This is a genomic window from Pseudomonas sp. 14A (assembly GCF_018132745.1).
GTDB classification, from domain to species: Bacteria; Pseudomonadota; Gammaproteobacteria; order Pseudomonadales; family Pseudomonadaceae; genus Aquipseudomonas; species Aquipseudomonas mercuritolerans.
On sequence record NZ_JAGRQJ010000003.1, the window covers coordinates 14519 to 36307 of the forward strand.

General features: G+C 57.9%; 13 protein-coding genes and 1 pseudogene. 7 read left to right on the forward strand and 7 right to left on the reverse strand.

The features are described from left to right. Positions 1-8 precede the first annotated feature (8 nt). The gene (mmsB, locus tag PS14A_RS02795; protein WP_016770578.1) at positions 9-896 is read left to right on the forward strand and encodes a 3-hydroxyisobutyrate dehydrogenase; all 888 of its coding nucleotides are present in this window, start codon (positions 9-11) and stop codon (positions 894-896) included. A gap of 224 nt (positions 897-1120) precedes the next feature. Here the strand turns inward: mmsB and PS14A_RS02800 are convergent, their stop codons facing one another. Continuing rightward, positions 1121-1474: a cupin domain-containing protein gene (locus PS14A_RS02800; protein ID WP_212615254.1), complete on the reverse strand. Its 354-nt coding sequence runs from the start codon at positions 1472-1474 to the stop codon at positions 1121-1123. 39 nt (positions 1475-1513) lie between these two features. Then, positions 1514-2452 (reverse strand): LysR substrate-binding domain-containing protein, encoded by a 939-nt coding sequence (locus tag PS14A_RS02805; RefSeq protein WP_212615255.1) that lies wholly within the window; start codon positions 2450-2452, stop codon positions 1514-1516. Positions 2453-2668: 216 nt separating this feature from the next. Here PS14A_RS02805 and PS14A_RS02810 point away from each other — a divergent pair, with 216 nt between their 5' ends. Continuing rightward, complete coding sequence (locus PS14A_RS02810; protein WP_212615256.1) at positions 2669-3433, forward strand: sulfite exporter TauE/SafE family protein; 765 nt, start codon at positions 2669-2671, stop codon at positions 3431-3433. Here PS14A_RS02810 and PS14A_RS02815 read toward each other — a convergent pair. Further along, entirely contained in the window at positions 3423-3737 is a 315-nt protein-coding gene (locus PS14A_RS02815; RefSeq protein WP_130000080.1) for a putative quinol monooxygenase, read from the reverse strand. The genes PS14A_RS02810 and PS14A_RS02815 overlap by 11 nt on opposite strands. A gap of 182 nt (positions 3738-3919) precedes the next feature. On the opposite strand from PS14A_RS02815, the gene PS14A_RS02820 reads away from it, so the two are divergent. From PS14A_RS02820 to PS14A_RS02830, 3 genes are all read left to right on the forward strand, one after another. Next, positions 3920-4510: an NAD(P)H-dependent oxidoreductase gene (locus PS14A_RS02820; protein ID WP_212615257.1), complete on the forward strand. Its 591-nt coding sequence runs from the start codon at positions 3920-3922 to the stop codon at positions 4508-4510. A gap of 126 nt (positions 4511-4636) precedes the next feature. Further along, positions 4637-5548: a LysR family transcriptional regulator gene (locus tag PS14A_RS02825; protein WP_212615258.1), complete on the forward strand. Its 912-nt coding sequence runs from the start codon at positions 4637-4639 to the stop codon at positions 5546-5548. 103 nt (positions 5549-5651) lie between these two features. Beyond that, positions 5652-6545, forward strand: coding sequence for an NAD-dependent epimerase/dehydratase family protein (locus PS14A_RS02830; RefSeq protein WP_137215563.1), 894 nt, complete (start codon positions 5652-5654; stop codon positions 6543-6545). A gap of 64 nt (positions 6546-6609) precedes the next feature. Here the strand turns inward: PS14A_RS02830 and PS14A_RS02835 are convergent, their stop codons facing one another. The 4 genes from PS14A_RS02835 to PS14A_RS02850 are packed head-to-tail and all read right to left on the reverse strand — an operon-like array spanning position 6610 to position 19844. Beyond that, entirely contained in the window at positions 6610-9462 is a 2853-nt protein-coding gene (locus PS14A_RS02835) for an RHS repeat-associated core domain-containing protein (protein ID WP_212615259.1), read from the reverse strand. Then, positions 9459-13907 carry a SpvB/TcaC N-terminal domain-containing protein gene (locus PS14A_RS02840; protein ID WP_212615260.1) on the reverse strand — a complete coding sequence of 1483 codons (4449 nt, stop codon included), beginning with the start codon at positions 13905-13907 and terminating at the stop codon, positions 9459-9461. Before PS14A_RS02840 ends, PS14A_RS02835 begins: the two co-directional genes overlap by 4 nt. Further along, positions 13904-17470: a neuraminidase-like domain-containing protein gene (locus PS14A_RS02845; protein WP_212615261.1), complete on the reverse strand. Its 3567-nt coding sequence runs from the start codon at positions 17468-17470 to the stop codon at positions 13904-13906. Before PS14A_RS02845 ends, PS14A_RS02840 begins: the two co-directional genes overlap by 4 nt. A gap of 10 nt (positions 17471-17480) precedes the next feature. Beyond that, positions 17481-19844 carry a Tc toxin subunit A gene (locus tag PS14A_RS02850; protein ID WP_212615262.1) on the reverse strand — a complete coding sequence of 788 codons (2364 nt, stop codon included), beginning with the start codon at positions 19842-19844 and terminating at the stop codon, positions 17481-17483. A gap of 417 nt (positions 19845-20261) precedes the next feature. Here PS14A_RS02850 and PS14A_RS02855 point away from each other — a divergent pair. Both PS14A_RS02855 and PS14A_RS02860 read left to right on the forward strand, forming a co-directional pair. Beyond that, positions 20262-21398 (forward strand): annotated as a pseudogene (locus tag PS14A_RS02855) (gluconate:H+ symporter); the annotation flags it as partial. Between the two features lie 13 nt (positions 21399-21411). Further along, the gene (locus tag PS14A_RS02860) at positions 21412-21783 is read left to right on the forward strand and encodes a hypothetical protein (protein ID WP_349251714.1); all 372 of its coding nucleotides are present in this window, start codon (positions 21412-21414) and stop codon (positions 21781-21783) included. The last annotated feature ends 6 nt before the right edge of the window (positions 21784-21789 follow it).

Consider the following 21789-nt stretch of genomic DNA (forward strand, 5'->3'; position numbering starts at 1 on the left):
GAATGGCCATGAAAATCGCATTTATCGGGCTGGGCAATATGGGCGCGCCGATGGCGCGCAACCTGATCAAGGCCGGCCACTCGTTGAACCTGGTCGACCTGAACAAAACCGTGCTGGCGGAACTCGAGCAACTGGGCGGCACCATCCGCGCTTCAGCCCGCGAGGCGGCGGAAGATGCCGAACTGGTGATCACCATGCTCCCGGCCGCTGTGCACGTGCGCAGTGTCTGGCTGGGTGAAGAGGGCGTGCTTGCCGGCATTCGCCAAGGCGTGCCGGCGGTGGATTGCAGCACTATCGATCCGCAGACCGCCCGCGACGTTGCTGCGGCCGCCGCCAAACACGGCGTGGCCATGGCCGATGCGCCGGTCTCCGGCGGCACTGGCGGCGCGACCGCCGGCACGTTGACCTTCATGGTCGGCGCAACGCCGGAACTGTTCGCCACCCTGCAACCGGTGCTGGCGCAGATGGGCCGCAACATCGTCCATTGCGGTGAAGTCGGCACCGGCCAGATTGCCAAGATCTGCAACAACCTGCTGCTGGCGATCTCGATGGTCGGCGTCAGTGAGGCGATGGCGTTGGGCGATGCGCTGGGGATCGACACCGGCGTGCTGGCCGGAATCATCAACAGCTCGACCGGCCGCTGCTGGAGTTCGGAGATGTACAACCCGTGGCCGGGTATCGTCGAAACGGCGCCCGCCTCGCGCGGTTATACCGGTGGTTTCGGCGCGGAGCTGATGCTCAAGGATCTCGGCCTGGCGACGGAAGCGGCGCGGCAGGCGCATCAACCGGTGGTGCTCGGCGCGGTGGCGCAGCAGTTGTATCAGGCGATGAGCCAGCGTGGTGACGGCGGGAAGGATTTCTCGGCGATCATCAATAGTTATCGCAAGCCGCAGTAATCGCGATCAAACCTTTGTGGTGAGGGGATTTATCCCCGCTGGGTTGCGCAGCAGCCCCCTGGATTGTGTCAGGTAAACCGAGTGCTCAGGGTTTGCGACTGCTGCGCAGTCGAGCGGGGATAAATCCCCTCGCCACAGGTTTTAGCAACGCCGGGACATTTGCCGGGAAATCACGTCGGGTGATTTCCCGGCTTTTTTGTGCAGGAAGAAAAACATCGCAGCCTTTATAAGGCGAAGACGAAGTATTTGCGCACGGTCTCGACCACTTCCCACGTGCCCTTCATGCCCGGCTCAACCACGAAGATATCGCCGGCGCGCAGGTGGATCGGCGCCATGCCGTCCGGGGTGATCACGCAGTAGCCTTCCTGGAAATGGCAGTACTCCCACTTCACATAATCGACGCGCCACTTGCCCGGTGTGCAGATCCAGGTGCCCATGATCTTGCTGCCGTCTTCGCTGGTGTAGGCGTTGAGGTTGACGGTGTGCGGGTCGCCTTCGAGTTTTTCCCATTTGCAGGCGTCGAGTACCGGCAGCGGGTGGGTGTCGCGCAGAACGGTGATAGGGGCGGTCGCGGTCATGGGGACTCCGGGCAAGTGATTTGAGATTGAAGCCGCACCCTATAGCGCCCGGATGTCGTTCAGTTGTCTGGGGTCGACATCGGAGTGCTCAGAAACGCGCGCAGCGGTGAGCGCTTGTAACAACGCCTGGGCATAACCCGGCAGCGCGGCGAAGTCTCTCGCGCAGAGCAATAACGCGCGGCGCGCCCACGGCTCATTCAGAGTCACGCACTTGAACTGCTCGAGCATCGCGCGTTGGACAGCGGCCAACGGCACGATGGCCAGGCCGGCACCTCGGGCGACCATGCGCATCGCCCCATCGAAGCCATCGGCGCGAATGCGCACCTGCATTCGTGCGCCGCTGTGCAGCGCCTGTTCTTCCAGATAGATCGCCAATGCGCTGTCGGCGCTGAGTCCGACAAAGTCGTGCTGCAACGCGTCGCTGAAACTGACCTCGGCGGCGTCAGACAACGGATGATCGAGCGGCAGAATCAGCAGCAGCGGATCGTCGCGAAACGCTTGAGTCTGTAAGCCGTTGGTGTCGACCGCGTCGGAGACGATGCCCAAGTCCGCTGCGCCTTCGCGCAAGGCATGGGTGATCCGCGCGCTCGGCAGTTCCGTTAGATCGATATCGAGATTGGGATGGCTGCGCAGGAAATCCGCGAGCACTTCCGGGAGGTACTCGGTGATCGCCGTGGTGTTGCACAACAGCCGCACCTGGCCTTTCACGCCTTGCGCGTAATCGGCAAGCTCCTGCTGCATGCGTTCGGCCTGTTGCAGAAGGATGCGCGCATGCCGGGCGAGGGCCTTGCCGGCAGGCGTCGGGGTGACGCCACGGCGGCCGCGCTCGAGAAGTTCGGCGCCCAGCGAGGCTTCCATCGCGCGGATTCGAGCGCTGGCGGCGGCGAGGGATAAATGACTGCGCACGGCGCCGGCGGTGATGTTGCCGGTGTCGAGAATGTGCAGGTAGAGGCGCAGGTCGGTGAGGTCGAAGTGCATGGAGTTTGCCTGTGGTTTCGCGGTGGCTGGGCTGGCCCTTTCGCGAGCAGGCTCGCTCCCACAGGGACTTATGTACAGCGCAGATCCCGTGTGGGAGCGAGCCTGCTCGCGAAGAGGTCAGATGCCTCAACGCCGATGTCAGCCTCTTGCAAAGGAAGAGGCTGCCTCAGTATATGGCAGATTTCCCCCTAGCCCGGATCAGTGCACATTACCCCAATGCACACGCTAATCGACTTTTACCAATCCCTCGGCCTGACCCTGTCCCTGCTGGTCATCGCCACCTTCTTGCTCGCCGGCACGGTCAAAGGCGTGATCGGCCTCGGCCTGCCCACTGTCGCCATGGGCTTGCTCGGTCTGGCTATGGCGCCGGCGCAGGCAGCCGCGATGTTGATCGTCCCCGCGACCCTCACCAACCTCTGGCAACTGGCCTTCGGTGGCCACTTGGAAAGCTTGATCAAACGCCTCTGGCCGATGCTGCTGCTGATCTTCCTCGGTACCGGCATCGGCACCCTCTGGCTCGGCCTGTCCGGCGGACATTGGGTGGTGCGCGGACTTGGTGCGGCGCTGTTGCTGTATGCATTGAGCGGATTGTTTCTGCCGACTTTGCACGTCAACCTGCGTCATGAGCGCTGGCTCGGCCCGCTGTGTGGCCTGATCACCGGCGTCATCACCTCAGCCACCGGCGTCTTCGTGATTCCAGCGGTGCCGTACCTGCAAGCGTTGGGGATGAGCCGCGATGAATTGGTGCAGGCACTCGGCCTGTCCTTCACTGTTTCGACCCTGGCGCTGGCGCTCGGGCTGTTCTGGCACGGCGCACTCGGCGGTGGCGAATTGAGTGCCTCGCTGCTGGCGCTGATCCCGGCCATGCTCGGCATGTGGCTTGGCCAATGGTTGCGTCAGCGCATCAGTGCGGTGCTGTTCAAGCGAGTGTTCTTTATCGGACTGGGCGCGCTCGGCGCCCATTTGCTGATCAGCGGCTAGCCGACGATTCGCTGAGCATGTCGATCGCGCGGATATCGAAATCGCGCTCCAGATAGTCCATGCGCCTGGCGAAAAACGCTTTCATGTGCGGCAATGCCGAGTGCTCATCCAGATGCGCCTGGCTGGCCCAGATTTCGTAGAAGATAAACAGCGTCGGATCCTGCTGGTCGCGCAGCATGTGGTACTCGATGCAGCCCGGTTCGGCGCGGCTCGGCTCCACGTAAGCACGGAACAGCGCTTCGAATTCGGCGGCTTTTTCCGGGCGGGTCTTGGCGTGCAGGATGAAACCCTGGCGTTCATTCATCACAACTTCCTCGAATGCAGAAAGCGCTGAATGCTACGGCAACAATTGGCGATCGATTCGTGCGTTTTGATCAAATGTATTTTGCGTCGACGTGGCTGTTTCCGCGCGAGATCGATGGTTAATCTGCGGCCATTCCAATTCCTGTTTCAATCCAGCCTTGAAGGCTGCGCCGAGGTTTTCCGATGAAGAAAGTGCTGTTGCTCAATGGCGGTAAAAAATTCGCCCACTCCGATGGCCGCTATAACACTACCCTGCACGAAACCGCGCTGAGCGTGCTCGATCGCGGCGGTGTCGACGTCAAGACCACGTTTATCGACGAGGGCTATGACGTTGTCGAAGAAGTGGCGAAATTCCTCTGGGCCGACGTGATCATTTATCAGATGCCGGGCTGGTGGATGGGCGCGCCGTGGACGGTGAAAAAGTACATCGACGAAGTCTTCACCGAAGGCCATGGCAGCCTCTACGCCAGTGACGGCCGCACTCGGTCCGATGCCTCGCAGAAGTACGGCAGCGGCGGTCTGATTCAGGGCAAGCAATACATGCTGTCGCTGACCTGGAACGCACCGCAGCAAGCCTTCGATGATCCGACGGATTTCTTCGAAGCCAAAGGCGTGGACGCGGTGTACTTCCCGTTCCACAAGGCCAACGAATTTCTCGGCATGACCGCGCTGCCGACCTTCCTCTGCGTTGACGTGATGAAGCGTCCGAATATCGAGAATGATGTGGTGCGCTATGAGCAGCATCTGACTGAGATGTTTGGTCTCAAGGCTTGAGGCTTTCAGGCTAATATCGGGGTCATAGCAAAAGATCGCAGCCTGCGGCAGCTCCTACAGGGGGAATGCATTCCAACGTAGAAGCTGCCGCAGGCTGCGATCTTGGCGATTTCAAAGAGGGAACCCGTGAAAGCCAGATCCGATGAGTTGCAGATTTTCGTCTGCGTGATCGAATGCGGTTCGATTTCCGCCGCCGCCGAGCAGGTCGGCCAGACGCCGTCGGCGGTGAGCCGTACGTTATCGAAGCTCGAAGCCAAGCTCGACACCACGCTGATCAACCGCACCACGCGGCGCATGGACCTGACCGAGGAGGGCAAGTATTTCTTCGAACAGGCCAAGCTGATTCTCGATCAGATGGATCAACTCGAAGAGCGTCTGTCTTCGCGCCAGCAAACTCCCTCCGGGCGCCTGCGCATCAACGCCGCCTCGCCGTTCATGCTCCACGCCATCGTTCCCTACATCGACGAATTCCGGCAGCTCTACCCGGACATCCAACTCGAACTCAACAGCAACGACCTGATCATTGACCTGCTGGAACAAAGCACCGACGTCGCCATCCGCATCGGCACTCTCGCTGATTCGACGCTGCACGCACGTTCGCTCGGCTGCAGTCCGTTGCTGATCGTTGCCAGCCCTGCTTACCTGAAAAAACACGGCGCGCCCCGGCAGGTCGCAGACCTCAGTGAACACACGCTGCTCGGCTTCACCCACAACGAAGGCCTCAACCAGTGGCCGCTGCGCTATGCGCACGGCGATCGCTGGCCGATCAGCCCGGCGATCAGCGCTTCCAGCGGCGAGACCGTTCGCCATCTGGCGCTGGAAGGGCAGGGCATTGCCTGCCTGTCGCACTTCATGACCATCGACGACATCCGCGCCGGACGCCTGAAAGTCCTGCTCGGCGAATTCAACACTGGCTACCGTCAGCCGATCAACGCCGTGTACTACCGCAACTCGCAACTGGCGTTGCGCATCCAGTGCTTCCTCGACTTTATCCAGAGCAAACTCGCCGCCTACGCCAGCGCCGAATTCAAGGGCTGATTCGTGATCCCTGCGCAAGAGTGAATTGGCCTGTGGCGGGTTTTTCGCCGGGGTTCATCGGTCGATACTCGCTGCATCAATTATTCACGCAGGGAGTTTCTCCATGAACGTATTCGTTACCGGCGCTGCCGGTTTTATCGGCGGTTCCATTGCCACCGGTCTGGTGCAGGCCGGGCACAAGGTTACTGGTCTGGTGCGCAGCGCCGAGCAGGCTGACGAAATCAAAGCGTTGGGCATGCATGCGGTAATCGGCACCCTTGATGACAGCCAGTTGCTGGCGCAACAGGCCCGTGCTGCCGATGCCGTCATCAACGCTGCCAGCAGCGATCATCGCGGCGCAGTGGAGGCGTTGCTCGGTGCTTTGCGTGGCTCGAACAAAGTCTTTCTGCACACCAGCGGTTCGAGCATTGTCGGCGATGCTTCCGGCGGCAAATCCAGCGACGTCATTTACTACGAAGACAACCTGCCGGAACCGACCGTCGATAAAGCCGACCGCGTTGCCATCGACAATCTGGTGCTCGCGGCGGCGCAGGATGGCGTGAACTCGGCGGTGGTCTGCAACACGCTGATCTACGGCCACAGCCTGGGAGTGAAACGCGACAGCGTGCAACTGCCGCGACTGCTCAAGCAGGCGCGTAAAAGCGGCGTGGTGCGTCACGTCGGCAGCGGCCAGAACATCTGGTCCAACGTGCACATCGAAGACGTCGTCGCCCTGTATCTGCTGGCGTTGACCAGGAATGTGCCGGGCACGTTCTACTTTGTTGAAAGCGGTGAAGCCTCGTTCATCGACATGACCACCGCCATGGCCGAAGCCCTCAATCTGGGCAAACCGCAAGACTGGCCATTGCAAGACGCCGAAGCCGAATGGGGCTATGAAATGGCCAACTACGGCCTCGGCTCCAACAGCCGGGTACGCGGCAAACATGCCCGCGAACTGCTGGGCTGGGTGCCGAAGCGTACGTCGGTGGTGGAATGGATTCGTCGAGAAATGGTGTGAGCGGCATCTTCCGATGCTGCCAAGCCCTGCGCCATTGTCTGAGCCGGTACAGGGCGTTCTCCGATTAACCGGAAATATGCCTTCGGCGAGAGGTCCCGGTGTGGCGCCCTAACGGCAGGATGCCGGTGGCAACAGTGACAATGTCAGGGATGATGCCAGTGCAGTTGCCACAAGCCGGGAAATCCTGATTGAGTCCAGGGTTAGTCAGTTTCTGGACAAAAACGACGCTGTCCGACAGCGCTCGTTTGAAGCCCGACGAATCGAACTTTCCGTCCCTGAGAGGCAATTTATTGGCAATGTCGTTGACGGTCTGCACGTCAGCATGCAAGCCGGCAACGCCTGCGCGGATCGGGATTTCGGGATGTGCCCGAACATGATTCATGATCAGTTTCATTGTTTCCGGATGCAGAATCACCCCGTTGCGTTTGTACTCTTCACGCAGGGCCGACTTGAACTGTTTCCTCGCCGTCACCGAATACGAACCCAGATCACCCGTGGGCAGAAAGTCATTGTCTTTCCTCGATTGCGGATCCTTGCGAACGCCTTCAAACGTTGGAATCTGCAGATTCTGGGGGATTTTTGTCGGCATTGAGGTAATGCCCGGAAAAACATTGTTTCCCGATGGGCTGCCTTGAAAATTATGAAAAGTAGCCATTTCCGAAGAAGCGCCGCGCATGACGTAACTGGCATGTGCGATGTATTTTTTCAGGTTTTTTCCGCTGGGCGGGCCAGGGTCGGACTCGGATCGCTTATGCGCTTTTTTTCTGGATTTGGCCTTGGCCTTCGGCTCGGGCGGGGCATTTTCGGCTTGCGTACCGGTCAACCACCGGGTTTTTGCCGAGAACCTGCCGTAGGAAGTGTTCGGTTGATCGACCAAATGAGCGAGAGGGGCTCGTTCGATCGCGCTGGCGGGAATGTCCAGATGGTTCAACGATTCGTACTTCTGCAGGCCGCCGTGATCGCTGTACCTGATCGGGTTGTTGCCCACCATGCAAAACAGGTTCAAGCCGTCGACGGTTCCGGCCGGGTCCGCACTGATCCAGCGTTGCAACCAAGGGGCGTAGTAGCGGTGTCCGTAGTAATAAAGACCGCTGCTGTCGCGTTCCTTGCCCGAGTGGCGCACCGTTGTGTATTGCGCCTCGATGACTGACCGCGCGGCGCTCCAGGCGGTACCCCCAAAAGGGTAATAAGCTTCCTGGCTGATCAGATTTGCGTCGTCATCAAGCTCCAGCATGCAGGATCCACAGGGTTCGTCCAGGCTATAGCGCAGTTGCTGGCGCGGGCTCATGGTTGCAGGCTTGCCCTCGGTCCAGTGCAGATAACGGATGCTGCAACGACCAGCCTGCAGAGTAATGACTTCCAGGCGCTGTTTGTTCTGTGAACGCAACTCCAGTCCCGGCAGATAAACCACCTCATCGCGATGGGTAAGCGTTCCGCCGTGAAACGTGCGGGATTTGCGCACTCGCTGGCCGCTGCTGTCGTAGGTGTAGCGTTCCTCGTCATTGACGCCGTTGGCACGGCTGACCAGTGTCACGCCAGCCAATTGGCCCAAGGCATTCCATTGCAGCGGCTGACCGGGCTGCAAGGTCAGCAGATTTCCATGGACATCCGAGTTCATGACCGTGTCGGTGGCCGGGTCGCCCTGGTTCCAGGCAACAAGACGATTGCTGTCTTGGGCAATGTTCAGGGTTCTCGTGTATTGATTGCCATCGCGAACATGGCGCAACGTCGTCAGGTTGCTGCCCGTGTCGTAAGCAAAATGCTGGGTGTAGTTGAACAGCTCTCCGACCCCGATGGTCATGCTGGCTGCGGGCACCAGTTTCGGCTGGGTGATTGCTGCCTGTGCTTCGCGGCCGGTGGCACTGGTCAATTGGTAAAGGCTGTCATAAGTGAAGCGGCTGACGGCCTGTACCTGTTGATTGTTCGCGAAGCTGGCGGGCTGTGCCTTGTCGGTGATGGACAAGACGTTGCCCACTGCGTCGAAGACATACTGCAAATCCTGCAGGAGCCGGCCAGCCTTCGAGGCACTCAGCTCACAGAGGCGACCGCTGGCCATATCGTACTTCGCGCGATTGATCACGCCGTTTGCCGCCCGTTGGGACTGGATCTGCCCGAACGCGTTGTACTCGATGTCGCTGATGATCACGCGTTCGACGGGCTGGTCGGCGACTTTCAGATGCAGCGTTTTGAGCTGCCCTGCGACATTGAAGCTGTAGCGTTGGCTGTGGCCTTTCGCATCGGTCTGTTTGAGCGTGGTACCGCTGCTGTCGTACTCCCAGCGTGTGGTGTGGCGTCGGTCCTCAAGCAGGGCGTCACGTTGTTCGACGGTGTCTGGCCAATCGGGCAATTGTGCAGCGATCAACAGTTGCCGTGTCTGGTCGGACGGTTCTGCGCACAGCGCGTAGGCATTGCTCGACAGCGTGCCCGCACTGTCATCGTGACGCACCAGCCGGCCGCAGCAATTGCGCTGTGCGGAGTCGGCAGAACTGTCACCATAGGTGAAGCGTTCGGCAACGCGCATGGCTTGACCGGGCGATTGTTCATCGACCCTCACAGGGCGTAACTGCCGATCATATTCCATGTTCCAGACGCGGCCGTGTTGATCCCAACGCCTGCCAGCCTGGCCGGTGGCCTGAGCCAGCGAAAGACTCCATCCGGAATCGACGCAGACAACGCCCAGTGGCGTGCCGGTCAGCGAGTACGACATTGTGCGATTAGGCGTCAGTTTTCGTGCGTCTTGTCTGGCATCCCATTGCTCGATCAGGCGCCCGGCAGTGTCGTAGGTTTGCCGCGTGACCCTGGGAGTTGCGGGTACCTGCGACTCACTGCTGCGGTAATAAGCGACGTGGCGCACCATCAGCCCACGGCTGTCGACGACGCTGACGTCAGGTGTGTTGTTGTGCAGGCGGGCGCTCATGCTTGCACTCCTTTGGAGGCGGCGAGCAGCACTTCCTCAAGGGTGTCGTTCTCGTCTTCCATGACTGAATACCAAGGGTGATAACGGCGGCGACGCAGGTATGAAATCGCGCCCTGCTTTGCCAGAAGTGTTTTGGTCGGCCGGCCCAGTGCGTCGTAATGCTGAAGGTCGTAATGGTCCAGTGTGCGCATCGACGTATCGTTGACGTAGCAGTGCCGATCGGCGAAATACGGTCGATAGATGCGGATTGGCAGGCCCTTGCAGTTGTATTCCTGCCTGCCGGTGACGCACCAGCGTGTGGTTGTGGCGCGTTCCTGCGCGACATCGTTCTCGAGGACGAGCCGGTTGTCGTCGCCGACGAAGTAGGCCATTCCCGGATCGACCTTCTGTTTGCTTTGCAGCTCCCGGCCGAAGCCATCAAGGCACGTCAGGGAAATGCGGATCTGCTGCTGATCGCCGGGATAACGGTCCGCACTCAACATGGCGGTGTGCACGGGCTCGCGATGTGCCTGCGCAATCAGTGCTGCAAGCTGTCGCGCATCACCGTTGAGCCGAGCGCCACTGGTGGTCAGTTCGCGGGCGCGTGTGCAGATGTGGCCGTCGGGCAACAGTAGTCCCTGTGCTACGCAGCGCTTGAACCATTCACTGTCGCGCCGTGCGTTTTCGTCGATGCGGCCCATCCAGCTGAACACATCGCTGGCGGCAATGCTTGCAGCTTGCTGCAGTGCGCCCTGCGGATCGGCAATGGCGCTCGACGGTGTGAGCGCGTCCGGTCGTCGGTAGCTGCTCAAACTGGCGAATCCGACCGGTCGGCCCTGCTCGGTTCCATGCACACTGCTGGCAATTACCTGACCGAAAGGGTTCACCAGCACTTCATTGATATTGCCATTGGCGTCGGTGATCTGCGTTGGCGCCATCACTCGATAATCGTAACTGGCCCGGGTGGTGCAGCCATCCTCCTGACGAATGGCAAGCACACAGCATTGATACGCATCATGCTCTACGGTCACCCGACCCTGGAGTGCGGTGGCTTGCAGGGACTGGGGTTTATGGAAGCCTTTTCCCGAGGCTACGTTCACGAAACCGCTCCTGACCGACCAGAACCTGTCTTGCGTCCCGGCGGGCGCGAGCCAGTCGGTCATGCGCTCATAGCCAAAACGTGTCATCAATGCGTCGTCTGGCTGGAGATCGGGCGCCAGCGTGTCGAAAGCGCGCAGAGCAGATTGATCAAACTCAGCTGTTTCGACGTAGGCGCCAATGCCGGCAAATTCAGCCACGCCGTCGGGCAATACAACGCCGGTCCGGGCGTTTTGATAGCGTTGTACCGACAACCCGGTCAACACGCCTTTCTTCGCAACGCCAGAGCCGATGAGCCATTTCTCGAACTTTTCGTAACTGATGTCGCTTGGCTTCAGCCCATCGACCGCCGTTGGCTTGTCAGCTTCGTATGCCTGGCTGCGCTGGCGCCAAGGCAGGCCGAGACGCCAGCCCTGCGCGTCGGTGAGGTGAATGTATCGGGCACGGTTCTCACTGATGTAGAAGCGCTGTTGCGTCGGGTCGTGGGCATCTTTCCACCATTGGTATTCATGGCTTTGATCGAAGGGGGCGGTGTCACTGGCGGTCAGGCGTCGGGCGTAATGGATCTGGAAACTCTGCTCTATGGCGCCGAACCGGTCCCGGCGGGTATTGATCGTGTGCACGCATTGCGGATCTGCAACGAAGCCGTCGTAGTTGTAACTGATCGATTCGAGTTCCAGGGGCAGTACCCGGATGTGGTCTCGCGCAACCTTTTGAGGGGTCAGCAGGCGCACTTGGTAGCGGTGTTCTTCAACCTGCAACAGCTTGCGCGATTTCGACCCGGCGCCGAGATCAAAGACCTCGCGCCGCAGCAGGCGGCCGCACAGGGCTCTGGCAATCGCCCGGCGGGTAGCCTCATCGCTCGCTTCGACGGCGAGTTCTTCTTCTCCCTCATACCGACTCACATAGACTTTGCCCAAGCGCTGCGCGTCTTTGTCGGACGCGTCGTAGCTGCGGCGCGACGGCTCGCCTGGCTGGCCGGTATGAAACCATTGGCGGGTCCTGCCTGGCGGCATGAGATCGGCGCTGGACAAGGCTTCGCTGCTGTTTTCGATCAGCAGTCCGAATCCGCGCAGTTGCCGCTCCTTGCTGTCGTAGTAGCCCTGGCGGTAGCTGAAACGTTGAGTCAGCTGGTTTTCAGTGATTTCATCCCGTTGCGTCTGGCTCCTGACCAGATGCAAGGCAAAGGGCAAGTGGCAGGTCAGGTCGACCTTGTTCCCTTTCATGCGCTCGGTTTTTTCGTCCAGCCATTCCTGCGCGGAACTGCGGTAAGCGATGCTCGTGGACTGTCCCATGTTGTTGTTCGAAGTGGTCAGAAGGTAGGGCTTGTGCTGGACGAAGTCATAGCGCCAGTGATGTGGAGAATGGCCAGGCGCATGGATCACCAGGCTGGAGCAGCCCAGACCACGGGTGTCCACCAGATCGACACGGCACAGATCATCGAAGCGCCAATTCTCGGGCCAGGCCAGTGTCACTGCTGAATCGAAGCCGTGGCCGGCGCGATTGCTGAAGATCAGCGCGTGTTCGGCTGTCAGGTAAATCAGATCTGCCGCGCCCGAACCGTCCAGATCCGCAAGACGGATGCGCGAGGCGTCGAAGGATTCCCGCGCACGCCCCGGCCAACGCAAAACCCGACCCTTGCCAAAACGTCCGCGGCCCAGGTTTGGCCACACTTTGATTTCATTGTGACGGATGCGTACCAGATGCTGCTGGCCGCTGCCAAGCAAATCGCTGAACGCGACCAGCTCCTGCTTCGAATGGCTGAAAACCGGAAGGTTATCTTCGTCAGCGGAGCGGGCGACTTCATGGGCAGCGCCGAACCCGTCACTGCGCTGGTTGGCGTACAGCCGGATGCTGCGTGGCCCGATCACTGCCAGATCGGCCAAGCCTGCGCCCATCAGATCGGCTTGATGTGCCTTGTCGTTGAAGAAGTCCAGAGGAAACGAATCGAAAGCGCTGAAACCGGTCCACGAGCGATTCGGCGCCATGGAGAAAAAACCGCTCATGGCCGGTTGCGCAATGACCCAGTCCAGGCGTCCGTCACCGGTCAGGTCGGACAGCGATTGCCGGGATGTTCCGTTCAACACAGGCATGGCGGGCAGAAGCTGCCCTTCGCCGTAAACGACTTGTTCGCTATTCGGTTTGCCGCGCAGCGGCTCACGGTAGCGCCAATGATCATGCTGCTGGTAGAGCAACCCTGGCAGGCCTTCGCCATACAGATCGACCCACTCCATCTGGTGGCTGGCCACTTTGGGCATCTGGCTGAAAGGCTCCCAGGCAGAGGGCGATGGTCGCAGTGCAAATTCGCTGTAAGTGAACTCCACAGGCGGATGACTTTCGGGCGCCGGCCCGTCAGCGAATGCCTGCTGATGAGCTGCCGAGAGCAAATGGTAACCCGCCTCGGTCTGCCGGTAGTCGAGCAGCAAGCGCCGGACCAACTGCGGATCCTCACCCAGTTCGTTGGGGAACCAATGAAACATCAGAATCTGCCGGCACAAGCGCTTCGTGCGCAACTCAAAGCCGTACGCGTAATCAAGAACGTGATCGTCGCGATTGACCGCATTGCCAGAGGCATAATCGGGTTTTTGCGAATACCCGGTATGGCGTCCTCCGTAGTCCAGTATCAGTTCAAAATGCCAGCGCACGGCCTCCAGACGCTTGGGACGCCACAGATACAGGTGTTGCTGGGATTTCTCGTTGCCATAGCAGACACGGCTCAGATAACGCTGTGCCGTTGTTTTTCCATCTTCAATGTCGGTCTGATAGTCATAGAAAATGTGCTCGCCTGAAGCGTTGACGCTTTCCTGCAACAGCCATTCACCGACACGCAGTGGATCCGCAGGGTCGGCCCGTCGTGCGATGGCCTGACGGCCGAACAGGTGAAGGGTTCCGTCGGCACCATGAACCAGCCAGAAGCCGGCGCGGTCATCGTCGGCAGACCAATGTTCAATCCGGTCGAAAGCGCTTTCCACGCGAGCCAGATAGCGCGTAACCGCATAGCTTTTTTTTAGATCGAGGTCGTTGTACCGATCTTGTTTGCTCGATTCTGCCGGATACCACTCGACGCCGTCGGGGCCGGCGATTTCGTCCTTGCTGGTGTAGGTCGGCACGCCTTTGGCGGTCACGCGCGTCACCGCCGGTGTCGGCAGGCTCCAACCGATGCCGAACACACCGTTGCCTGCCGAACTCGAGTAGCCCAGGGTCAGGGACGGGTCAAACCCGCGCCCCGTCGAAATCGGCAACCCCAGCAGGAAACTGGAAGCGCCGGTCGGTCCGACAGGCCCCCAGCCTTTACCCACGCTTTGAATGGCGCCACCGCCCTTGGGCAACGCGGGAATATTGATGGACAAGGGCTCCGGGCGGCTCACTGCTGGCCTCCTGCCGACCTGGCCGTGTAGTTGATGTGTATGAGCACGTCAGTCAGCGAGTCGATGAAAGTCGTTTGCCCATCCTTATCGGACAGGCACAGCCGCCAACTGGAAATGGCGCCAGTGAATTCGAAGGGCAGGTAGCGCTCATCGTTGAAATTGAGAGTGAACAGGCCGTTATCGTCAACACCGGTCGACAGCGCAATGATTTCGTTGACCCGTTGGTTTCTCAGGATGGAGTCTGTTGCTGAGGTCAGTTGGACTTCGCTGGAGAGTTGCATCAGGGTCGCCCGGACGTTCTCGTACGGAGCGAGAACTGCCGGGAAGGAAACGCTGATGGTTTTGATCCGGCGCAGATAGTGATTCCTGTAATCCTGTTCGAACAGCTCTTTTGTGAGTTCGAAATCGCACTTGCCCGTGGATTTGAAAGTATTCAGGACGCTGTTCCAGTCTTCTTTTTTCCCGGTTTTGAGCTGATGCAACGACACGGTTTTGCGAATCTCCAGTTCCCGGTGATTGCGCCGCAAGTATTCAGCCTGCATTTTCATCAAAGCCAGCTTCAGGTGCTCTCCGGCTCCAAGCCCACGCTGATTGTTTTGCCAGGTGCCTTGCGGCAGGAACGTTGTGTTGAAATCTGCAATCTCGTATTGCCACGCGGCCTGCGCGTCCTGGCACAGCGCCAGTGTCATGTCGTAGGCCTGGCTGTAAAGAGGAGCAAGCTGCGTACCAAGCCACTGATACAACTGCGCCTGGGTGAAGCGCCTGCTGAGGAACTCGTGGTTGCTCCTGGCTTGGGACAATGTTGTCTGGGCCTGGCGAATCAATAACTCTGCGGCTTTCTGTTGTTCTTCCATCGATGTCAACTGGGAGGCAATCTGGGTCAACTCCAGTGCGGCCTGGTCGCGCGCAAGCGTCCATTCCTCACGTCGTCTACTGAACTGCGCCGTACGATCCAGATGGCTGGCTGCGGTTCGGTCAGCGGCCGCTCCGCCTTGGGCGAGTGCGGTCAAGGCATGCAGCGCGCCTTCCCAGCGCATGCCGCCATTGGCGAGGCCGAAGGTGTTTGGCGCCAGCATCAACGCGCCGGCACCGACCTGGGAGGCTAACGCCAGCTGTTCGGCTACACCGCTGCGCAAGTACAACTGACTGGCGCTGGCCTCCTCGACACTGAGGTCCTGTTTGAGCAAGCTTTCAAAATGTTCAAACCGCTGCTGCACGATTGTTTTGCCCACCAGCAGCGCTTTGTGATTCTGCTGCTCGGCGCGCAATGCCTGCGTCTGCAAGTCAACCGACAGCGACGCCAGTGCCCAGGCTTGCTGCTGCTGCACCTCCTGGAGTTGCGATTGTTCCTGACGCTCTATCAGCGACAGCAGCGTAATGCCGAACTGGATCAGGCTATCAACGGCGCTCAGCGCCTGCCCATGCATCACACTGAAGCGATAATGCGGGATCTGCGTCGAGGCAAAAGACGATCGCGTACCGCTCTCGCCACCGACGTTGCCGGCCTGCAACAGCGCGCGCGGCTCTTGAGGCGATTCGTACACGCGAACGAGTTTGCGTTTACCGGCGATGTCCAGACCATGCCTCAAGTTGTACAGGCGACTTTCCACCTGATCCCAGCGCTTGAGCAATTGCGGGTGGAAGGGAATATGCAATCTGGGTTTCGGCGAGATCTTGTCGTTCACGCCAAGATCCTGTTCAGGCTGATCGGTTACCAGTTCGCCCAGTGTGATGCTCTGCCAGAGGGCGTTACGCCGGTTGATCACTGGCCGAGCACCGAGCAGATGTTGCGCTTGCAGATAGAGTGACTTCGCCTGGTCAAGGCTCTCGGTTGTCAGGCGGCGATAAGCCTCGTCAGCGCGATTGAGCAGTATGTCGACATAAAGAAAAAACACGGCCTTGCGAAAATGCACGCGATGGCTGAGCGCGATCTGATGCGGGTCATACGGATTGTTCTGCGCATAGGAGGGCTCTTCGACAGGACTCAGGGGTTCTGACTTCCAGTGCTGTGGCTGGCTAGCCTTGTCCTGCCCCCAAGGGTCGAAGAGATAATTGACCCAGGTCATCGCCTCTTCGTAACGGTGCTCGGTATTCAATCGGGTCGCGACCACCCATGGCACGTATAAAAACAGTTCTGTGAAGTACTGGCCGTAAGCGCCATGAAAATCCAGCGCCTGCGTGGGGGATGAGCTCGGCGCGGAAAACTCGGATTTCGGTGAGTCGAGGTTGAACAGTTCGTCCAGACTGTTCTCCGCGCGCCGGATCATCTCGGAGGCGAAACCGGTATTGAGGCTGATCTGGTCATCAGCGTCTGGAGACGTTTTGCTGTCGTCGGGCTTGTACTGCAAAGTCTGCGACGACTCTTTAGTGGCAATCTTCCAGTCAGTGATCTTGTGGTTTTTCGCCATCAAGACTTCTCGGAGTGAAAGGAAGTCGATCGTAAGCTTCAATTGCTTCTTTACATAATCCTCCTTTGCACCGTTCTCCTTTGCATCATTTTCTGCGGTAGTTCCAGCGGTTATCGAAACCGAAAAATTCTTATCGATATCGCCAGTCAGGCTTTCCGCACCCAACGCAATTCCTATGGCGATCTTATCGTTCAGCTCATAAGCGTAGATTTCGACGTATTGATTGAATCGCTCTGGTGTTAGGGCGTTCCAGATGCTCTCAAAAAAACGTTCGAGGCAGGTTGCCGGCAGGCTCCAGTTCCCGTCGATTTTGCGCCATGCATAATTGAGTTTCAGCTGCGGGTTGCTCTTGCCCGTTGCACTTTGATCTGCAAGCTGGCCGGGGTGCTGACGGTAACTTTCTGCCCAGAATATGAATAACCGATTGTTGAACCAGACGGGCCGAATGGTATGTTCGATGGCGTTCTGTGAAATCGGTACATCGGCTTTTTTCCATTGGCTCCAGGCCTGAGGTTCAGGACGCTGGCGCTTTTTCTTCCCTTCGCCGATCAGCTTCTCAGGTCGCTGCGACATATCGAGCGAGCGCCAATAGTAGCGATCAGCTGTGCGTGATTTGGCCAGCAGATAACAAACACCGTTAGTGACGTCATCGCCATCAATATAACCATTGAGGATTTTCAGGTTCGCCACTTCCTCAAAGCGCGTGAGGTAACCCAGTATCGCTTTATGCGCGGTCGCAGCGTCGAGCCGACCCTGCGTCAAGTCGTTTTCCAATTGGCAGAAATTTTCGCTTTTATCGATCCGCAATGCAGGGTCGAGATAGAGCGACGGGAAATACATCAGTTGCTGGTGGGCTGCCCAAGTGGAATAGTGGCTCAAAATATTGTGCCACGAGGAACGCTGCTCCTCGGTCGGCGAATGATCAGAGGAATGACGAGTCATGATCAGTTCGATGTAGTGTTGAAGACTGGATATCGCGAAGCTTACCGGCGTCGTCGAGACATCGTGACTGACGAATGGGTCCAACAGGAAGTTATCGTAAAGCGTTTCAGCAGAAGTGTTTTTCGTTGGTCCGTCTTTCAGATGAAGGTAATAGGCTACCTGAGCATCGCGCAGGCCTTCCTCCAACTGCTTTTCCATATTCAGGGTGTTCATGTTCAGTTCCTTAAACATTTGCGGCGTGGAGAAGTTTGGCTGCGACGGTGCTCCATTCGTCCATTGAGCTTTCGTTATCCAAAGCCAACGTTTCATGCAGGCTTTCCAATGCAAGCCCAGCGCTTTTGCAGACTTCAAGGTGACGCGTGACCCAATCCAGTTGCTGCATGTTTTCAACACGCTCCCGGGATAAAGGCTGGGTTAGGCTGCTCAACGAATACTTGATATCAAGAAAGTCTTTCAGCGCTTCATTGGCTTTGTTTTTTTCATCGGTGGAGGCGATGTCTAAGTAACCTAGAAGATCTCCGCCTGCTCTCGCGTTGCCTCGGCTGTAATTGGCAAAGCGTTCAAGGCAATAGAAGTCTTCCAGTGCAAATACGTTGTTCCAGCCTGATTTCAGCAGCTGGGGCGTATTCAACAGCTTTAGCAATACGTCGCTGCTCAGGTTTAATGTCTGGCAGATTTCAGCGGCGGCCAGTGATTGTTTCAGCAGCAGGATTCCCCCGGCTCTGATTTGCGTACATAGCGCCTGTTCACTGGTGTTGACCATTTTCATGACGCAGGGAATGTATTGCGCCGAAAGCCCGGCGACGTCTTGCAGCATTTGCTGCACGGCAAGCCTTTGTGGTTCTTCAGCGCTGGCATCGCGCATGGCTCTTATCGCAGCGATATGCGTGGGCAGCGTTTCACGCGCAAAAGGAACGCGCTGCCCGAGCATGCGTAACAGTTGCGCGGCAGTCAGGCCGGCGGATCGCAACCATGCCATTACTCCGTCCAGTGCCATCAGCAAATGGAGAATGTCCGGTTTGTCATTGCCTAATTTTCCGGATACCAGCAATTCCTTGAAGGCTTCGCCTCCCAATACATTGACCAACTCGACGCATTCGAGCGGGGACAAACCAAACAGCTTTGCGATGCGCGCCTGGCGATAAAGCGATGAAGCGGTCTGCAAGTTTTGACGCAGGTTTTTCGAATATGTTTTGCTTAGTTGCGCCATCTGCTTGAGCGAATGGTACGAAATCCCGAGATCCATTCCTTCGGCAAGAGAGGCGATAGTTGCTTCAATCTCTCCCCCCTCTTGTTGGAACAAATTGGCCGTCAGGGAATTGCGACGCAAAACACGATCAGACAACGGCGTGCGGCCGTCGACCGAGTGGGTAGGTAACCGATACAGCAACGCGGCGAATTCCTCTGCCTCAATCCCGTAATGTAGTTTGAAATATTGATAAACACCCAAGGCGCGCAATGTGGACGTACTGATGAATTCATCACTGCCATCACTGCCATCGCTGGAAATTGCGTTGCAGACCAATGTGTCGAGATCCCCCAGCGAGATTTTGCTCCATCGATGCAAGCGTATTATTCGTTGGAGGCGGTCGAGGGCGGTAAACAGGTGTGCATTGTCATTTTCGTATGCCAGACAAATGTTTTTCAGTTCGCTACCCTTTATATCTTCCACGACAGGATGTGAATTTTGTGACGGGTATGATTTGCTAACTTGAAGGTCCAGGAGCTGCTTGATTTCCGATGGTGAGCAATGGGTCTGAGAAGCGAACAGGTCCAGCGGGTAACGCCCGTCGTTTATTTCGGATTTGTTGACTACAGTGTTTGCTGTGCCTGTCGGGATATCTGACCGGTCGATATATTCTGCGAGCTTGACGGTGAGGACTTCGATTTGCCTGTTGCTCAGATTCGACATCTTTAGCTGGGCTTTGCAAAGCTCTTTTGTCTTCAGGTTTTCGGAATCCGCAACATGGCAATGTGGCCATTCAAACCGCAATTTGTAATCCAGAATGCCCAGTCCCAGATTCTTCGCGGCGAGCGCTACCACACATTGCTGGTGAGCGTGATGGTAGGGGAAATAAAGGGGCTTAGTCTTTTTCGACATTATCTCCAATGCTTGCTTGCGGCTGATGTTTTTTGCATCGTTTGTTATTTTTTGGTCCAGTACATTATTGACGAGTTTCAATGTCGAGAGTGATTCAAAAACAGTGCTGGCATCTATCTTTTGCTCGGCGATATCCGGACGAAGGTCTGTTATTTTTCGCCCGGGTTTAGCTTTCGCGTCGAATTGCTTGGCAAACAAGTACAACGCGCGCAGATAAGCAACTGGAGAATCGATCGAAGCGATATCGTCATGAGCGCAGAACTCCCCCCAGTTTTCTTTGAACAGATTGTTATAAGTTGCCTCGATTTTTGTCAGGTCGCGCTTGTTTCGTGTTTTATCTGTCTCGTCTGTCTTGTCAGCTTTGTGCAGTTGGCGCTCCATTTGTTCCCGCGTCATTTGCCGGGCAGGACTGCTGGCATAAGCCAAAGTCCAAGTGTCTGCCGTTTCGCAAGTCTTTTTGAGTATGTCTGGTTCTCTTGTACTCATGATCTATTCGCCGGTTAGTGCTGTGAGTTGTCGTGGCGGCGAACATAACTTAGTCCAAAGAATTTTAGGTGTAGGAATATTCTCTGCTGAGGGTAAGAAGAAAAAACTTGAACTAAGTGGTTTGTAGGAAAAGTTCTGAAAGGATTGTTCTGGCTCGGTATTCAGGACGTTTTATTCGACTTCAGCTAGTTGTTTGTTACCGAACGTGCGCTGCAATCGTCGGCGCGAATGTTTATAAGAAATTTCGATGGCGAAAATGGATGGGGGTGATTTTCATAAAACGCGACTTGGCATATCCATTAGCGACACACCTTATCTCTCCACGAAAATTATTTTCATGCGGTTTGAAATCTCGATCTCGAAATGATTTATGAGTTTCACAACCCATTCGAACGTGACCCTTTCGAGGAGTACCGCATGACGCCTTCCTTCGGCTATTGGCTGCTGGTCTATGCCGCCGTCGCCATCATTGCGCTGATCGTGTTGATCGCCCGTTACCGGCTCAATCCGTTCATTGTCATCACCCTGATTTCCCTGGGCCTGGCGCTGGTGGCCGGGATGCCGCCGTCGGCGGTGGTCGGTGCGTATGAGGCGGGCGTCGGTAAGACGCTGGGGCATATTGCGCTGGTGGTGGCGTTGGGCACGATGCTTGGCAAGATGATGGCCGAGTCTGGCGGCGCCGAGCAGATGGCGCGCACGCTGATCGAGAAATTCGGCGAGAAGAACGCGCATTGGGCGATGGTCTGCATCGCGTTTCTGGTCGGCTTGCCGCTGTTCTTCGAAGTCGGTTTCGTCTTGCTGGTGCCAATCGCTTTCACCGTGGCGCGCCGCGTCGGCGTGTCGATTCTGATGGTCGGGCTGCCGATGGTGGCCGGCCTCTCGGTGGTGCATGCGCTGGTGCCGCCGCACCCGGCGGCGATGCTCGCGGTGCAGGCCTATCAGGCCTCGGTCGGGCAGACCTTGCTGTACGCGATCGCCATCGGCATTCCGACCGCAATCATCGCCGGGCCGCTGTACGCGAAATTCATCGTGCCGCGCATTCAATTGCCGGCGGACAACCCGCTGGAAAAGCAATTTCTCGACCGCGAACCGCGCGACAAACTGCCGGGTTTCGGCATTACCATGGCGACCATTCTGCTGCCGGTGGTGCTGATGTTGATCGGCGGCTGGGCTAACCTGATTTCCACTCCCGGCAGCGCTTTCAACCAGTTCCTGCTTTTCATCGGCAATTCGGTGATCGCGTTGTTGCTGGCGACTTTGCTGAGCTTCTGGACGCTGGGCATTGCTCAGGGTTTCAACCGCGAATCGATCCTCAAGTTCACCAACGAATGCCTCGCGCCCACTGCCAGCATCACCTTGCTGGTCGGCGCTGGTGGCGGCTTGAACCGAATTCTGGTGGATGCCGGCGTTACCGATCAGATCGTCGGCCTCGCTCACGAATTCCACCTGTCGCCGCTGATCATGGGCTGGTTGTTCGCTGCGCTGATGCGCGTTGCCACTGGCTCGGCCACCGTGGCGATGACCACCGCATCAGGCGTTGTCGCACCGGTGGCCGAACCGAATTCTGGTGGATGCCGGCGTTACCGATCAGATCGTCGGCCTCGCTCACGAATTCCACCTGTCGCCGCTGATCATGGGCTGGTTGTTCGCTGCGCTGATGCGCGTTGCCACTGGCTCGGCCACCGTGGCGATGACCACCGCATCAGGCGTTGTCGCACCGGTGGCCATCGGTCTGGGTTATCCACATCCTGAGCTTTTAGTGCTGGCGACCGGCGCGGGCTCGGTTATCTTTTCCCACGTCAACGACGGCGGCTTCTGGTTGATCAAGGAATACTTCAACATGACGGTCGCGCAGACGTTCAAGACCTGGACGGTGCTTGAGACGTTGATTTCGCTGGTCGCTTTCGCGCTGACCGTCGGCCTTTCCTACCTGCTGTAACCGGAG

Coding starts and splice junctions, on each gene's coding strand:
- PS14A_RS02850 (WP_212615262.1), bottom strand. CDS start 19,844: ATGAGTACAAGAGAACCAGACATACTCAAAAAGACTTGCGAAACGGCA.
- PS14A_RS02800 (WP_212615254.1), bottom strand. CDS start 1,474: ATGACCGCGACCGCCCCTATCACCGTTCTGCGCGACACCCACCCGCTG.
- PS14A_RS02820 (WP_212615257.1), top strand. CDS start 3,920: ATGAAGAAAGTGCTGTTGCTCAATGGCGGTAAAAAATTCGCCCACTCC.
- PS14A_RS02805 (WP_212615255.1), bottom strand. CDS start 2,452: ATGCACTTCGACCTCACCGACCTGCGCCTCTACCTGCACATTCTCGAC.
- PS14A_RS02835 (WP_212615259.1), bottom strand. CDS start 9,462: ATGAGCGCCCGCCTGCACAACAACACACCTGACGTCAGCGTCGTCGAC.
- PS14A_RS02845 (WP_212615261.1), bottom strand. CDS start 17,470: ATGAACACCCTGAATATGGAAAAGCAGTTGGAGGAAGGCCTGCGCGAT.
- PS14A_RS02810 (WP_212615256.1), top strand. CDS start 2,669: ATGCACACGCTAATCGACTTTTACCAATCCCTCGGCCTGACCCTGTCC.
- PS14A_RS02830 (WP_137215563.1), top strand. CDS start 5,652: ATGAACGTATTCGTTACCGGCGCTGCCGGTTTTATCGGCGGTTCCATT.
- PS14A_RS02815 (WP_130000080.1), bottom strand. CDS start 3,737: ATGAATGAACGCCAGGGTTTCATCCTGCACGCCAAGACCCGCCCGGAA.
- mmsB (WP_016770578.1), top strand. CDS start 9: ATGAAAATCGCATTTATCGGGCTGGGCAATATGGGCGCGCCGATGGCG.